Here is a 14,290-nt window from a genome sequence, read left to right on the forward strand (position 1 = left end):
TCAGCTCTCCTTCGTGTCCGCGCCGGTCAGGAACCGGAGCGGATTGCGTCGTGTCATCAGGTCGATCAGGTCCTCGTCCACGCCTGCCGCGCGCACCCGCGGCAGGAAGGAGCGGAAGAGATGCCCGTACCCCTGACCTCCCTCCGACCGCAGGTAGGCGTGCCGCGAGATGTCGCAGCTGAGCAGGACCCGGTCGGCGTGACCGGCCTCGACCAGCGCGAGCAGGAGACGCAGCCGCGTCGTGTCGCTCTGGTAGCCCTCCTTGCCGACGGTGTCGAAGGCGACGTAGGCGCCGCTCGCCGCCAGCTCACGGTGCACCGTCGGGGCGTCGAGGAGGTCCTGGTGGCCCAGCGAGATCCGGTGCGGCGGGAGTCCGGCTCCGGTGAGCAGGTCGAGCTGGGCGCGACCGCCGCGGCCGAGCTGGGCATGCGTGGCGACCGACAGTCCGGTGGCGGTGGCGGCGTGCGCCGAGGCCAGCAGCACGCGCGTCTCGGCCTTGCTCGGTACGTCACCGTGACTGCCGATCTCGCCGATCACGCCGGGCCGTATGCCGGTGTCGCCGAATCCGTCATGGATCTCCCGTACGAGAGTCGCGGTCAACTCCTCGACGCCTGCCCCGTCCAGCTCCGCGGGGTGGAACGGCTCGTAGTACCAGCCCGTGGCGGCCACCACCGGCACCCCGGACTCCTCCGAGATCCGGGCCATGGTGTGTGGAGCGCGGCCCATGCCGCGGCAGGTCAGCTCCACGACCAGCCCGAGGCCGTACTCCTCGCGCAACTGCGCCAGTTCCCCGGTGACGGCGCGCCCGTGCTCGTCCGGGCGGAGAACCGCCCCACCGTCCCCGGCACGGTCGAGGTCGAGGGCCAGGTGCTCATGGGCGAGCGCCGGACCGCGTACGGCGGAGACGGGCAGTGTGCCGGTGACGGTGCGCAACTCGGTTGGCCGGTGGGCATCGTCGGAGTGCTGGTGCATGGCGCGGGGCCTTCCTGGGTCGTGCGTGCTCGCCGCGGTGGTCCTCGACGCCACCTATCCCTTGATCGGCGTGAACAGGTCCAGCCAGTAGAGGATGTTCAGCAGTACGCCGCCGACGATCACCGCGGCGGGCGCGGCCGCCATCCGTACCACGGGGCGGCCCATCGACTCGTTGAGCAGATAGAGCCCGCCGACTATGAGGATGCCCAGGCCCCCTCCCATGACGTTGGCGGCCATCAGCGAACCGAAGAGGATCGCGAGCCCCAGCGCGTCGCCGATCGCGCTCCGCAGGTGCTCGGACGAGTCACGCACGCTGGGCAGTTTCCCGAGGACCCTGCCGATCGCCGAGAGCGCCAGCACCTCCACCGCGAAGACCGCCGCGCCGACGACGGCGGCGATGAAGGGGTTCGGCATCAGATAGCCGAGCGGGTAGACGAAGGTGAAGCCGGCGATGCCGTACGCGCCGGAGGCGAGCGCGGTCGTCGCGATCAGCGGTACGAAGCCGAACGCCCGGTAGAAGTCCACCTGGGCGGCCTCCGCGTAGTCGCCCTTGGCGATCAGGAAGCTCGTCGCCTCGCCGCCGCCGAACACGTGCGACTGGGCCAGTACGCAGACGCCCGCCCCGAGCAGCATGAAGAGCGGCAGGTGGCGCCGCAGCCGGAGCGCGCTCGCGCTGAACAGCGAGGCCATCGGATCTTCCGCGTCGTCCCCCGCCCCGTTCCTCGGTTCCGGTGACCGGCCATCCGCGGCCGCCGCCTTCGCCGCCTCGGCCCGGTCCGACTTCCGCTGCGCCAGGTCCTTGTTGACGGCGAAGCCGATGAGCGTGAGGACCCCTACGGCCATGGCGATGGAGCCGGGGAAGATGTCGGGCCAGAGCTTCATCGTCATTACGACGAGCGCCAGTTCGACGATCGCCGCGATGCCGCCCCGCAGCCGCCCGAACTGCTTGGTGATGGCCAGCACCGGGAAGAGCGTGAACAGGAACAGGATCGGCGTCGACATCTGCTGGAGCGCGGTCAGGAAGTCGACGGGCAGGTCGTGCGCGATGCTGTTGGCCCCGTTGAGGCCGAACACGACCACGGCGCCCCACGCCCCGCCGAGCAGCGGCGCGATCCACTTCTTGGGCGACAGGATGCCCAGGATGTCGGTGGGCAGGAAGACGAGCCAGGGGTTGAGCACGCCGGTGGACAGCGCCATCGGTGCGCCGAGTCCGAAGATGAAGCCGGCCGACAGCCCGAAGGACACCGCGGTGGTGGCGCTGCGCGTGGACCGCCCCTGGATGAAGTCCAGCATGAAGGGGCGCACGCCGTCGTTGAAGACGGCCAGTGCCATATGGGAGATGAACGCGGTCAGCGCACACAGCGCTATCACGGTCAGTTGCTGTGCCAGCGAGAGTTCGAGATCGGTCGAACTCGCTGCGAGGACGCTGTTCACGGGATTCACTCCTCAGTGCCCGGCGGGGCGTGGCCCGGCGCGGGGTCTTACGAGGTCTGTCGAGCCCTTCCGGCTCGTACGGGGCCGTCAGCCACGCGCGGCGATAGCGCGGGCCATGAGCGGGGCGATCACGTCGATCTGGTCGATGGCGAAGCCGAAGACCTTCTTGCCTTCGGCGAGCAGGGCGTTCACCTCGTCCTCCGTGGGGACGGAGCGTCCGAAGGTGTGGCAGGCGGGCTTGCCGAGCAGCCCGACGAGCACGCCGAGGGAGGCACCGGCGCCGGTGTGGCAGGTGCCGAGGAAGTAGTCGGCCTGGCCGCCGCGCAGCTTCATCGCGGCTTCCATGTCATTGGAGGCGGTGATCTCGATGCCGTCGAGACCGAGCCTCTTCACGGTCTCCGTGACCTCGGCCTTGCCGACGCCGCCGGTGAGGATCTTCGTCATGGCTGGTTCCTTCTCATGTCTCATGTCTCGTGCCGTGGGGGCGAGTTCTGGTCGAGCAGGGCGAGGTGCAGTCCGAGGAAGTTGATCTCGGAGTCGGGAAGGGGCGCGCCGAGTTCCGAGGCCGCGCGTGCGGAGACGGCGCGGGCCCGCGCCACCGCGTCGGGGTGCCCGGCGAGCTCGGCGGTGATCTCGGCGTCGGTGGGGAATGCAGCGATCGGATCGCCGTTGAGCAACCTGGTGAGAGCCATCATGAGGTGGCTGGTGAGCGTGCCCGCCGTCGCCTCGGTGACGGTGCGGCCCTCGGCGCCCAGGGCGTCCAGCTCGGCGGTCACGAAGGCGGCGACCTCGGGCCGGACCTGACCGCTCTCGCGGAACAGTTCGATGCGGAGGGCGAGCTGATCGTCCATGGTCTTCCCTTCATCCCTCGAATGCGACAGTAACCAGGATTTTGGATTTTGAGCAGAGGCTCGGTGTCCTCTTTTCCCCGCGGGGGAGCGGGCCGGACCTCGCCGCACCGCCGGGGGGCGAGACGGTCAGTAGGAGGGCGCGCGCTCACCCCGCAGTACCTCGGCCTGACAGGTGGTGACGACCGACAGGTCGAGGGAGTCGCGTACGGCGCCGAGCGCCTTCGCCCCCTCGGTCCTGCCGATGATCGCGGCGCTGGAGTTGCGCAGCGACAGGTCCCGGGTGACCTCGTCGCCAAGCGGCAGTACGTCCACGCCGGCGCCGAGCCGGTCCTGCACCTCGTCGAGGTTCCAGAGGGTCGCGTCGACCCGGTCGTGCGCGAAGAGGTCGCGCAGCTGCATGTACGACGCCTCGACCCACTCGATGTCGGTGCGTCCCGCGAAGACGCGTTCCGCGAGTATGCGCTGGTCCTCTGAGGCGTGGTCGACGGCGACGCGCAGCCCCTTCGCCTCCAGGGCCGCGCCGTGCCGCAACAGCAGCCCGTGCGCCCCCACGTACGTCGCGGGTCCGAGGTCCGCGACGAGTTCCACGGGGCGCTCCTCGACCAGCCGGTCGGCGGCGAAGCGCGAGAGGACCACGAGGTCCACCTTGCCCTCGATCAGCGCGGTGGTACGTGCCCCGGCGCCGCGCATGAACGTGATCGCGAAAGGCGCCCCGGCCTGTTCGAACGCGGCGCGCAGCCCGGTGGCCAGCCCCTCGTACCGGTGCGAGTAGGGCAGCGGCATCGCCGCCAGCAACGTGCCCAGTCCGGAGAGCCGCCAGAGGACCGAGCGGTCGGAGTGGACGAGGAACGTGCCGAGGTGGCCGCGCGCGGTCGTGCGGATCGCGCCCGCCGACTCCAGGAGTCGCAGCGCCGCCTGCACCGTGCCGTTGCCGACGCCCAGCTCCTCGGCGAAGTCCCGGACGCGGGGCAGGCGGGTGTCCGGCTCGCGGTTGAGCAGCAGGACGGCGAGCTGCCGGGCGGCGAGGCCGTTGCGGGTCAGGAAGCGTTCGTCGAAGCCGGTCACAGCTGGGACAGTAACCAGGATTCTGGATACTGACAAGAGTCGCGCGAAGTGTTCTTCACCGGAAGCTGCACGCGTTGAGCCGCTCTCCCACTGAGGACGTCACGGCTGTCCGTGACGTCCTCAGCAGTACGAAGGTTGGCCCGCGGCGCACCGCACGGACTGCCCGCGCCTTACCTCGTCAGGGCGTGCGTGCGATCAGGTAGCGGAAGACGTTGGGCATCCACACGGTCCCGTCGCGCCGGACATGCGGGTACAGCGCCTCCGTTATCTCCTTCTCCACCTGGGACTGGTCCGTCGCCCGCACCGCCGCGTCGAACACTCCCGTCGACAGCAGCCCGCGCAGAGCGCTCTCCATCCCCGCGTATCCGAATGGGCAGGACACGCGCCCGGACCCGTCGGGCTTCAGCCCGGCCCGCGCGGCCACGTCCTCCAGGTCGTCCCTGCGCGGCGGCCGGTAACCGCCGCCCTTCCGCAGCCGTTCGGTCAGCCGCCCCGCGACCCTCAGGACGGCGGACGTCGCGCACCGCTCCGGCGGCCCCCAGCCGGCGAGGACCACGGGTGTCCCGTGGTCCGCCATCGGTACCGCCTCCGCCAGCGCGGGTCCGAGCCCGTCCGAGTCGTCGTCGGCGACACCGATGGGCTGGAACGCCGTGATCACGTCATAGACGGGGCGCTCCGCCTCCATGACGGCCGTGGCGCCCCCCGTCAGCACGCGCGCGCCCGCCCCACCGCCGAACGCCCCCGCCCCGCCGTTCGCGGCCCCCACCGGCACCGCTGACGGTGCCGAGCGCGTCATCGGGCGCGAGTCGTGGACGAGCCGCTCGCGGGCCAGCGCCACCCGCTCCCGGTCGGCGTCCACGCCGGTCACATGGGCGCCCCTGGCGGTCGCGATCAGCAGCGCGAGCCCCGAGCCGCAGCCGAGGCCGAGCAGCCGCGTGCCGGGGCCGACCTCCAGCCGCTCGTACACAGCCTCGTAGAGCGGCACCAGCATCCGTTCCTGGATCTCGGCCCAGTCGCGGGCACGCTCACCCGCCTCTGTAGAGGCGTCCGCCGAGACCGCGTTCACCTGCTGCTGGTGGTGCTGGACGAGCGTACGAGTCATTGATAGCGCCCCAATCCGGCCGAGAGTTTTGTGCCCCGATTGACAGCCCCCGTGTACATGCGCGCCTTCGTCCCCCGTATGCCAGGGAACTCCGCATCCGTGCCCGCGTCCAGTGGTACGCGGGCAATCCTTGTGTGCTCCGGTCGTGCGCCCCGGCGCACCGCGAATCGCTCTCACCGGACCTTGTCCGCCTCACGGTGCGAGCCTCCGTCGAATCGCCCCTGGCCGCGCCCCGAGCGCCGTCGCGGCGAGGCTTCCGCGAATCGCCGCGGGCAAGGCGGAGCGGTGCGCGAGGCGTGTGGGCGCGCTTCGGTGAGGGTTGGGCCGAAAGGGTGAGGTCGCAGCGAGGGAATCCCCCGACTCCCGAGGGTCCAACCGGTATCGGGCGATTGCGCGCCGCCCGCCCCGACCGGGGGGCGATGCCGGGGATCGGCGCCGCGCCCGATAATGTCGTTCTTGTGGTCCCGCCCTCCTGAAGAGGTCCGAGCGGCGAGGGCATCGACGCGGTCGGCGAACGGTGCACGGCATGCGTGACCCCGTTCCGGTGTACGTATTTCTCGTACGCGTCCAGGCGTAGCCGACGCTACGTACCGGCTTGTGGTGAGAAGCGAGGCTTCTCACCAGATCTACGCACCCGCCCTCGTCGGGACGCATCAACGGCAACTGACGGGTACGTGCAAAATATTTGGGATGCCCCGGAATGGAACCCGGGAGGGCCCAGGCTCGTTGTTCACGACGTGAGCACGACACCACCTGTCCTCGCCGCAGAGCTGGCGCAGGCGTGGGCCGAGATTCAGCGGTACCACGCCGAGCTGCCCGATCTTGCCGCGCCAGAGTCCCTGATCGGAGAATCGTCGTCCGCCTGCGGCGCCGAGCTCTCCTTCGAGCGACTGCTTCACGAGGCAGTCCACGGCATCGCCGCTGCCCGGGGTGTCCGAGACACCTCGCGGGCGGGCCGCTACCACAACCGCCGATTCCTCGCGATCGCCGAGGAGTTGGGCCTGGATCATTCCGAGGAACCGCATCCCAGCAGTGGTTTCTCCCTGGTCTCACTCAATCCGGAGGCGAGACGGCGCTACCGCCCCACCATCGAGCGGCTTCAGCGCGCCCTCGCGGCGCACACGGTCGCGACGACGTCCGACACGGAGCGCAGTTTCCGCGGCCCCGCCGCGCGGCACGGCTCCTCGGGCGGCGGCGTACGTGTGAAGGCGGTCTGTGACTGCGGCCGTAACGTACGCGTCGTTCCGTCCGTCCTCGCGCAGGCCCCGATCGTCTGTGGAGGCTGCGGCAAGCCGTTCCGCATTCCGGAAGTGGTCGCCGCTGCGAGCTGAGCGCCACCGACGCACGCCCGGCCCGGAGTCGCCCCGGCCGGGCGGGGCGCGGCGTACTCCGGGCGTGTGGCACAATGACCAGCTGTACTCGACAGTCGCACAGGACCCCTCTCTCCTCCGGCTGACGCGTCCATCGGGCACACGAGTACCGCAACCCCACGCGGCATGTCGATGTGCCCAACCACGTCAAGATCCAGGAGAGACCACTCCCGTGGCAGTCAAGATCAAGCTGAAGCGTCTGGGCAAGATCCGTTCGCCTCACTACCGCATCATCGTCGCCGACTCCCGCACCCGCCGTGACGGCCGTGCGATCGAGGAGATCGGCCTGTACCACCCGGTCCAGAACCCCTCGCGTATCGAGGTCGACTCGGACCGTGCGCGTTACTGGCTGTCCGTCGGCGCCCAGCCGACCGAGCCGGTTCTCGCGATCCTCAAGCTCACGGGCGACTGGCAGGCGCACAAGGGCCTGCCCGCGCCGGCGCCGCTGCTCCAGCCGGAGCCGAAGGCCGACAAGCGTGCCCTCTTCGAGTCGCTCTCCAAGGACGGCGACGAGCCGAAGGGTGATGCCATCACCCCCAAGGCGAAGAAGGCGGACAAGAAGGCGGACGACGCCGACGCTTCGGCGCCCGCCGCTGAGCCGACCGAGGCCTGAGCATGCTCGAGGAGGCTCTCGAGCACCTCGTGAAGGGCATCGTCGACAACCCGGACGATGTGCAGGTCGCCTCGCGCACCCTGCGCCGCGGCCGTGTGCTGGAGGTACGGGTGCACCCCGACGACCTCGGCAAGGTGATCGGCCGCAACGGCCGGACCGCACGCGCCCTGCGCACCGTCGTGGGCGCGATCGGCGGCCGTGGCATCCGTGTCGACCTCGTCGACGTGGATCAGGTCCGCTGACACAGTTGTGAACCGGCACGGGCCGGGGAGGGCCATCGCCCTCCCCGGTCTTTGTCGTCTTCGCGGCGGCGCGGAAGCGGCACGCCGCGGCGACTCCCCGCGCCGCGCCCATGCTGAAGTAGCCACAGATGTCGCAGAAGTTGGAGATGCAGGGACGTGTACAAGTGCAGTTGGTAGTCGCGCGGATCGGACGTGCCCACGGCATCAAGGGCGAGGTCACCGTCGAGGTGCGAACGGACGAGCCGGAACTGCGGCTCGGCCCCGGAGCCGTACTGGCCACCGAACCGGCCTCCACGGGGCCCCTGACGATCGAGAACGGCCGGGTGCACAGCGGCAGGCTGCTGCTGCGCTTCGCCGGGGTGAGCGACCGTACGGCCGCCGAGGCCCTGCGCAACACGCTGCTCATCGCCGAGGTCGACCCGCAGGACATGCCGGAGGACCCGGACGAGTACTACGACCACCAGCTCATGGACCTGGACGTCGTCCTGGGCGATGGCACCGAGGTCGGCCGGATCACCGAGATCACCCATCTCCCCTCGCAGGACCTGTTCATCGTGGAGCGCCCCGACGGCACCGAGGTCATGATCCCTTTCGTGGAGGAGATCGTGACCGAGATCGACCTCGTGGAACAGAAGGCCGTGATCGACCCGCCACCCGGTCTCATCGACGACGACGCGGTGGTCACCGCCCCCTCGGACGGCGCCTCCGGCTCCGACGACGACAGCTCCGATGACGAAGGACCCGACAGCGACGGTCCCGACAGCGACAGCCCCGACGGTGCGGCCAGGGGCGAGTCGCCATGACATACGCCAGCACCCTGCGGGCCGACGTCATCACGATCTTCCCGGAGTACCTCGAACCGCTGAACGTGTCCCTCGTGGGCAAGGCACGCGCGCGTGGCCGCCTCGACGTCCAGGTGCGCGACCTCCGGGAGTGGACGTACGACCGGCACAACACGGTCGACGACACCCCGTACGGCGGCGGCCCCGGCATGGTCATGAAGACCGGCCCTTGGGGCGACGCCCTGGACGAGACGATCGCGGACGGCTACGAGGCGGGTGCCCGGGGCCCCGTGCTGGTCGTTCCCACCCCCAGTGGGCGCCCCTTCAGTCAGGAGCTCGCGGTCGAGCTCTCCGAGCGCCCCTGGCTCATCTTCGCGCCGGCCCGGTACGAGGGCATCGACCGCCGCGTCGTCGACGAGTACGCGACGCGGATGCCGGTGTACGAGGTGTCCATCGGCGACTACGTCCTCGCCGGCGGCGAGGCGGCCGTACTGGTCATCACGGAGGCCGTCGCCCGGCTGCTGCCCGGTGTCCTGGGCAACGCCGAATCCCACCGTGACGACTCCTTCGCCCCCGGAGCGATGGCCGATCTGCTCGAAGGCCCCGTCTACACGAAGCCCCCGGAGTGGCGCGGACGTGCCATCCCGGACATTCTGCTCAGCGGTCATCACAGCAAGATCGCGCGGTGGCGGCGGGACGAGGCTTTCCGTCGTACGGCGCTCAACAGGCCCGACATGATCGAGCGTTGTGACGCGGCGGCCTTCGACAAGAAGGACCGCGAGACGCTCTCCATCATGGGCTGGGCCCCGGAGCCCGGTGGCCGATTTTGGCGCAGGCCCGAGGCCATGGAACAATGAGCCGCTGCCGTACGTCCGGTGCGCGCCCCTGCCACAGGGGGAACGACGCCCACCCGACGCGAACGGCGCCCCGAACTTTCCTTTCGACATTCCGTTGATGACCTGTGGCATCAGCGAGGAAGCAGACCACCATGGCTCACCTGCTCGACACCGTCGACGCGGCGTCGCTGCGCAGCGACCTTCCCGCGTTCCGTCCCGGCGACACCGTGAACGTCCACGTACGTGTCATCGAGGGCAACCGCTCCCGTATCCAGCAGTTCAAGGGTGTCGTCATCCGCCGGCAGGGCTCGGGCGTCCGCGAGACCTTCACGGTCCGCAAGGTCTCCTTCTCCGTCGGCGTCGAGCGCACCTTCCCGGTGCACAGCCCGATCTTCGAGAAGATCGAGCTCGTCAGCCGTGGTGACGTGCGTCGCGCCAAGCTCTACTACCTCCGTGAGCTGCGCGGCAAGGCCGCGAAGATCAAGGAGAAGCGCGACAACTGAGCCCGGGGCTCACATCTCGCGCACGGTTCCCACCGGACGGCCGGATAAGCTCTGAGCCCGATGGACACCGAACCACAGCACTCGGAGCGCGACCCTTCTTCCACACCCGCCACAGGGAAGGAAGAAGGGTCGCGCTCCGTGCGTCTGCCGGGGCTCCCGGAGTTCCTGAGAGATCTGTCGTGGCGCCGCGCCGCGGTGCTGGGCGTGCTCGGCACGGCCTCTCTCCTGCTGTTCAGCGCTTTCGTCGTGCAGCCGTTCCTGATCCCCAGCGGCTCCATGGAGCCGGGCCTCCAGGTCGGGGACCGCGTACTGGTCAACAAGTTGGCGTACCGTTTCGGTACCGAACCGCGGCGCGGTGATGTGGTCGTCTTCGACGGCACCGGGTCCTTCGTCGAGGAACCGGCGCCGGAGAACCCCCTCACCGGACTCGTGCACGGGGCGGCCGCGGCCCTCGGTCTCGCCGAGCCCGCCGAGACCGATTTCGTGAAGCGCGTGGTGGGCGTGGGGGGCGACCGGGTGGTCTGCTGCGACGAGGAGGGCAAGGTCGAGGTGAACGGCCGGGCGATCGAGGAGCGGTACGTGTACTTCGGCGACGCGCCGTCCAGCGCACCCTTCGACATCGTCGTACCTTCCGGAACCCTCTGGGTGATGGGCGACCACCGCAGCAACTCCCGCGACTCCCGTGACCACTTGGGCCGGCCCGGCGGTGGCACGGTGCCCGTCGACAAGGTCATCGGCCGGGTGGACTGGATCGGCTGGCCGCTCGGCCGCTGGACCTCGCTGGAGCCCACCGACGCCTTCAGGGACGTGCGGGATCCGGACGGCGCCCATGGGTAACCGAGGACGGCCCGGGGGCCACCGGGCCGACACCCGGCTGCCGACGGGCACCAGACCCACCGCGGGGCGCGCCCTGCCGGGGCGCGCGGAGCGGCGCAGGCTCGCCCGCAAGGTGAAACGGCGCCGCCGCCGCTCCGCGATGACGGAGATCCCCCTCCTGATCACCGTGGCGCTCCTGATCGCCCTCGTACTGAAGACCTTCCTCGTCCAGGCCTTCGTGATCCCTTCCGGATCCATGGAGCAGACCATCCGGATCGACGACCGGGTGCTCGTCGACAAGCTGACGCCCTGGTTCGGCTCCCGCCCCGAGCGCGGCGACGTCGTCGTGTTCAAGGACCCCGGCGGCTGGCTCCAGGAGGAGGCAGAGGTACCGCAGGACGACCCCGTCGTCGTCAAGCAGGTCAAGCAGGCCCTCACCTTCATCGGGCTGCTGCCCTCCGCCGACGAGCAGGACCTGATCAAGCGCGTCGTCGCCGTGGGCGGCGACACCGTGGAGTGCTGCGACAAGGACGGGCGCGTCGTCGTCAACGGCGTACCACTGACGGAGCCGTATCTGAATCCAGGCAATCCGCCGTCGAAGCTCGACTTCGAGGTGAAGGTGCCGGCGGGGCGGTTCTTCGTGATGGGCGACCACCGTTCGAACTCGGCCGACTCGCGCTTCCACCTCGACGAGGAGTTCCGCGGCACCGTCTCGGAGGACGAGGTCGTCGGCCGGGCCGTCGTGATCGCCTGGCCGCTGGGCCACTGGCGGCGCCTGGAGGAGCGGGCGACGTACGCCTCCGTACCGGACGCGCGCGCCGCACCGGCGACGGCGCTCGGCCCGTCGAATAGTGTGTCCTCTCAGGATCCGAACGGAATAATCCTGCTCCCGACCCCTGCGGAACTCCCGCTCGTTATGGGAGTAGTGGGCCTGCTCCGTCTCCGGAGCGGGCAGTTGCACGGAGTGAGGAGTGGATGTGGGGGATTTGGCCGTCGGCGCACGATCCGGACACGGTGAGCCCGAGGACAGGCCCGAGCAGCTTGCCGAGCCTTCCGTCGGTTCTGCCGGTTCCGCCGCGGAGACCCCATCCGCAGGGGCGCACGCAGAGACGAAGGACCACACGGTGGAGCGGCCGGACGGCGGACCGGACGACGACGGGGCTTCGGACGTGCGGAAGCAGCGTTCCTTCTGGAAGGAGCTGCCGCTGCTGATCGGTATCGCGCTGCTGCTCGCGCTGCTGATCAAGACCTTCCTGGTGCAGGCGTTCTCGATCCCCTCGGACTCGATGCAGAACACGCTTCAGCGCGGCGACCGGGTGCTCGTGGACAAGCTCACACCCTGGTTCGGCGCGGAGCCCGAGCGCGGCGAGGTCGTGGTCTTCCACGACCCGGGCGGCTGGCTCGACAGCACGGAGGCGCCCGAGCCCAACGTGGCGCAGAAGTTCCTCAGCTTCATCGGCCTCATGCCGTCCTCCGAGGAGAAGGACCTCATCAAGAGGGTCGTCGCGGTCGGTGGTGACACGGTGGAGTGCGAGAAGGGCGGCGGCGTCCAGGTCAATGGGAAGGCGCTGGACGAGAAGTCCTACATCTTCCCCGGCAACACCGCCTGTGACGACGAGCCGTTCGGACCGATCAAGGTGCCCGAGGGCCGGATCTGGGTGATGGGCGACCACCGGCAGAATTCGCTCGACTCCCGCTACCACCAGGAGCTGCCCGGTCACGGCACCGTCTCCACCGACGAGGTCGTCGGCCGCGCGATCGTCATCGCCTGGCCCCTCGACCGGCTGGCGACGCTGCCGGTGCCGGACACCTTCGACCAGCAGGGTCTCAACGCCGCGGCGGTCGCGACGGCGGCGGCCCCGCCCGTGCTCGGCGTCGCGGGCGCCCTGCCGCTGGTTTTCTGGCGCAGGCGAAGGCTGACCGCCGGCCGTACCGCCGGGTAGGGTGCCGTCCCAGATCGCCGATGCGGCGGTGATCATTCTCCGGAACGGGGGACGGCTGGGATGAGCGGTACAGGACGTACGAACGGCGGCCACGGCCGCCTCGGCAGTCTGCTGTCGGGGCTGGCTGTGGCCGTCGGCTGTGTGCTCTTCCTCGGCGGGTTCGTCTGGGGAGCGGTGGAGTACCAGCCGTACACGGTGCCGACGGACTCGATGGACCCGACGGTGCAGGCCGGCGACCGGGTCCTCGCGCAGCGGATATCCGGCGACGAGGTGCGGCGCGGTGATGTCGTGGTCTTCAAGGACGCGCAGTGGGGCGACATGCCGATGGTGAAGCGGGTCGTCGGGGTCGGCGGCGACAAGGTCGCCTGCTGCGACGACGAGGGGCGCCTGAGCGTCAACGGGAAATCGATCGAGGAACCGTATGTGGGGCGGATGCCGGGCGGGCTCGCGTCCACCACCGGTTTCGGCGCGACGGTGCCGAAGGGGCAACTGTTCCTGCTCGGTGACGAGCGCAGCGGGTCGCTGGACTCGCGGGTCCACCTCCAGGACCAGGGTCAGGGATCGGTGCCGCGCTCGGCGGTGACGGCGCGGATCGACGCCGTCGCGTGGCCGCCGGGCGGCCTGACCGAACGCCCGGACGCGTTCGCGGCGCTGCCCGGCGGGGTGTCCGAGCCGGGCCCCGTGACGCTGCTGCTGGGCTCCGTGGTCCTCGGGGCGCTGCTGATCCTGGGCGGCGCGGCGTACGGGCCGGTCGTACAGCGGCTGGGCCGGCGGCGTACGGGGCGTACGGGGCGCGCGGACGGGGAGGTGCCGACCGTTGCCGGGTGAGACGCTGCGGAAGGTCTCACGGGTCGTGCTGCTCGACCCGGACGACCGCATTCTCCTGCTGCACGGGTACGAGCCGGACGACCCCTCGAAGGACTGGTGGTTCACGCCCGGCGGGGGCCTGGAGGGCGACGAGACCCGACAGGAGGCCGCGCTGCGCGAGCTGGCCGAGGAAACGGGCATCACCGAGGTCGAACTCGGGCCGGTTCTCTGGCGCCGTACCTGCTCCTTCCCGTTCGACGGGCGGCGCTGGGATCAGGACGAGTGGTACTTCCTGGCACGTACGTCGCAGACCGAGACCACCGTCGAAGGGCTGACGGAGCTGGAGCGGCGCAGTGTCGCGGAGCTGAGGTGGTGGACCTCCGCCGAACTGTCGACGGCGCGTGAGACGGTGTATCCGACCAGGCTCGCCGGGCTGCTGCGCACGCTGCTCGACGAGGGTCCTCCGGGTGCACCGGTGGTTCTCGCCTCTGAAATCGTCTAGTGGCGCACGGGGCCGGAGCACAATAGGGGGACGTACGGCTGAAGGGGAACATGCCATGAGCGCCGAGGACCTCGAGAAGTACGAGACCGAGATGGAGCTGAAGCTCTACCGGGAGTACCGCGATGTCGTCGGTCTTTTCAAATACGTGATCGAGACCGAACGGCGCTTCTACCTCACCAACGACTACGAGATGCAGGTGCACTCGGTACAGGGCGAGGTCTTCTTCGAGGTCTCGATGGCGGACGCGTGGGTCTGGGACATGTACCGGCCGGCCAGGTTCGTCAAGCAGGTGCGGGTGCTCACGTTCAAGGACGTGAACATCGAGGAGCTGAACAAGAGCGATCTCGAGTTGCCGGGTGGCTGACGTGGGTCGGCGCGGCAGTCGGAGCCACACGGGTGTGTGGGCGGCGTAAGCGGTGTGAGAGTCGGCTTCGCTGAGTTTCCGGTGACAG

18 protein-coding genes are annotated in these 14,290 nt (G+C 69.9%); 12 read left to right on the forward strand and 6 right to left on the reverse strand.

Features of this window, described 5'->3' with window-relative positions; translation table 11 throughout:
* From ACZ61E_RS16140 to ACZ61E_RS16165, 6 genes are all read right to left on the reverse strand, one after another.
* Entirely contained in the window at positions 1-972 is a 972-nt protein-coding gene (locus ACZ61E_RS16140; protein WP_469700255.1) for a phosphotriesterase family protein, read from the reverse strand.
* 54 nt (positions 973-1,026) lie between these two features.
* Positions 1,027-2,406 (reverse strand): YhfT family protein, encoded by a 1,380-nt coding sequence (locus ACZ61E_RS16145; protein WP_469700256.1) that lies wholly within the window; start codon positions 2,404-2,406, stop codon positions 1,027-1,029.
* Positions 2,407-2,493: 87 nt separating this feature from the next.
* Positions 2,494-2,850 carry a DUF2620 domain-containing protein gene (locus ACZ61E_RS16150; protein ID WP_469700257.1) on the reverse strand — a complete coding sequence of 119 codons (357 nt, stop codon included), beginning with the start codon at positions 2,848-2,850 and terminating at the stop codon, positions 2,494-2,496.
* A gap of 20 nt (positions 2,851-2,870) precedes the next feature.
* Positions 2,871-3,257, reverse strand: a complete 387-nt coding sequence (locus ACZ61E_RS16155; protein WP_469700258.1) for a transcriptional antiterminator — start codon at positions 3,255-3,257, stop codon at positions 2,871-2,873.
* Positions 3,258-3,383: 126 nt separating this feature from the next.
* Complete coding sequence (gene yhfZ, locus ACZ61E_RS16160; protein WP_469700259.1) at positions 3,384-4,322, reverse strand: GntR family transcriptional regulator YhfZ; 939 nt, start codon at positions 4,320-4,322, stop codon at positions 3,384-3,386.
* A 178-nt stretch (positions 4,323-4,500) separates the two neighbouring features.
* On the reverse strand, positions 4,501-5,424 hold the full coding sequence (locus tag ACZ61E_RS16165; RefSeq protein WP_469700260.1) for a methyltransferase domain-containing protein: 924 nt from the start codon (positions 5,422-5,424) through the stop codon (positions 4,501-4,503).
* 737 nt (positions 5,425-6,161) lie between these two features.
* Here ACZ61E_RS16165 and ACZ61E_RS16170 point away from each other — a divergent pair.
* The 12 genes from ACZ61E_RS16170 to ACZ61E_RS16225 all read left to right on the forward strand — a co-directional run bounded on the left by ACZ61E_RS16170 (position 6,162) and on the right by ACZ61E_RS16225 (position 14,202).
* A complete protein-coding gene (locus ACZ61E_RS16170; RefSeq protein ID WP_189105598.1) occupies positions 6,162-6,755 on the forward strand; it encodes a hypothetical protein in 594 nt (197 codons plus the stop codon).
* A gap of 211 nt (positions 6,756-6,966) precedes the next feature.
* Positions 6,967-7,407: a 30S ribosomal protein S16 gene (rpsP, locus tag ACZ61E_RS16175; RefSeq protein WP_469700261.1), complete on the forward strand. Its 441-nt coding sequence runs from the start codon at positions 6,967-6,969 to the stop codon at positions 7,405-7,407.
* Between the two features lie 2 nt (positions 7,408-7,409).
* The gene (locus ACZ61E_RS16180) at positions 7,410-7,649 is read left to right on the forward strand and encodes an RNA-binding protein (protein ID WP_003980229.1); all 240 of its coding nucleotides are present in this window, start codon (positions 7,410-7,412) and stop codon (positions 7,647-7,649) included.
* Between the two features lie 164 nt (positions 7,650-7,813).
* Positions 7,814-8,452 (forward strand): ribosome maturation factor RimM, encoded by a 639-nt coding sequence (gene rimM, locus ACZ61E_RS16185; protein ID WP_469700366.1) that lies wholly within the window; start codon positions 7,814-7,816, stop codon positions 8,450-8,452.
* Positions 8,453-8,466: 14 nt separating this feature from the next.
* Entirely contained in the window at positions 8,467-9,288 is an 822-nt protein-coding gene (trmD, locus tag ACZ61E_RS16190; RefSeq protein ID WP_469700367.1) for a tRNA (guanosine(37)-N1)-methyltransferase TrmD, read from the forward strand.
* Positions 9,289-9,419: 131 nt separating this feature from the next.
* Complete coding sequence (gene rplS, locus ACZ61E_RS16195; RefSeq protein ID WP_023538359.1) at positions 9,420-9,770, forward strand: 50S ribosomal protein L19; 351 nt, start codon at positions 9,420-9,422, stop codon at positions 9,768-9,770.
* Between the two features lie 60 nt (positions 9,771-9,830).
* A complete protein-coding gene (lepB, locus tag ACZ61E_RS16200; RefSeq protein ID WP_469700262.1) occupies positions 9,831-10,607 on the forward strand; it encodes a signal peptidase I in 777 nt (258 codons plus the stop codon).
* Positions 10,600-11,604, forward strand: a complete 1,005-nt coding sequence (gene lepB, locus ACZ61E_RS16205; RefSeq protein ID WP_469700263.1) for a signal peptidase I — start codon at positions 10,600-10,602, stop codon at positions 11,602-11,604. Before lepB (ACZ61E_RS16200) ends, lepB (ACZ61E_RS16205) begins: the two co-directional genes overlap by 8 nt.
* Positions 11,573-12,529 carry a signal peptidase I gene (gene lepB / locus ACZ61E_RS16210; RefSeq protein WP_469700368.1) on the forward strand — a complete coding sequence of 319 codons (957 nt, stop codon included), beginning with the start codon at positions 11,573-11,575 and terminating at the stop codon, positions 12,527-12,529. Before lepB (ACZ61E_RS16205) ends, lepB (ACZ61E_RS16210) begins: the two co-directional genes overlap by 32 nt.
* Before the next feature lie 60 nt (positions 12,530-12,589).
* Positions 12,590-13,357 carry a signal peptidase I gene (gene lepB, locus ACZ61E_RS16215; RefSeq protein WP_469700264.1) on the forward strand — a complete coding sequence of 256 codons (768 nt, stop codon included), beginning with the start codon at positions 12,590-12,592 and terminating at the stop codon, positions 13,355-13,357.
* Positions 13,347-13,838, forward strand: a complete 492-nt coding sequence (locus ACZ61E_RS16220; RefSeq protein WP_469700265.1) for an NUDIX hydrolase — start codon at positions 13,347-13,349, stop codon at positions 13,836-13,838. The genes lepB (ACZ61E_RS16215) and ACZ61E_RS16220 overlap by 11 nt, the downstream gene beginning before the upstream one ends.
* A 55-nt stretch (positions 13,839-13,893) precedes the next feature.
* Positions 13,894-14,202, forward strand: a complete 309-nt coding sequence (locus tag ACZ61E_RS16225) for a DUF2469 domain-containing protein (RefSeq protein ID WP_003965949.1) — start codon at positions 13,894-13,896, stop codon at positions 14,200-14,202.
* The last annotated feature ends 88 nt before the right edge of the window (positions 14,203-14,290 follow it).

Source organism: Streptomyces sp. NPDC104581, from assembly GCF_055583685.1.

Coding starts and splice junctions, on each gene's coding strand:
- lepB (WP_469700262.1), top strand. CDS start 9,831: ATGGACACCGAACCACAGCACTCGGAGCGCGACCCTTCTTCCACACCC.
- ACZ61E_RS16165 (WP_469700260.1), bottom strand. CDS start 5,424: ATGACTCGTACGCTCGTCCAGCACCACCAGCAGCAGGTGAACGCGGTC.
- lepB (WP_469700264.1), top strand. CDS start 12,590: ATGAGCGGTACAGGACGTACGAACGGCGGCCACGGCCGCCTCGGCAGT.
- rplS (WP_023538359.1), top strand. CDS start 9,420: ATGGCTCACCTGCTCGACACCGTCGACGCGGCGTCGCTGCGCAGCGAC.
- ACZ61E_RS16155 (WP_469700258.1), bottom strand. CDS start 3,257: ATGGACGATCAGCTCGCCCTCCGCATCGAACTGTTCCGCGAGAGCGGT.
- ACZ61E_RS16140 (WP_469700255.1), bottom strand. CDS start 972: ATGCACCAGCACTCCGACGATGCCCACCGGCCAACCGAGTTGCGCACC.
- ACZ61E_RS16150 (WP_469700257.1), bottom strand. CDS start 2,850: ATGACGAAGATCCTCACCGGCGGCGTCGGCAAGGCCGAGGTCACGGAG.
- ACZ61E_RS16180 (WP_003980229.1), top strand. CDS start 7,410: ATGCTCGAGGAGGCTCTCGAGCACCTCGTGAAGGGCATCGTCGACAAC.
- ACZ61E_RS16225 (WP_003965949.1), top strand. CDS start 13,894: ATGAGCGCCGAGGACCTCGAGAAGTACGAGACCGAGATGGAGCTGAAG.
- lepB (WP_469700263.1), top strand. CDS start 10,600: ATGGGTAACCGAGGACGGCCCGGGGGCCACCGGGCCGACACCCGGCTG.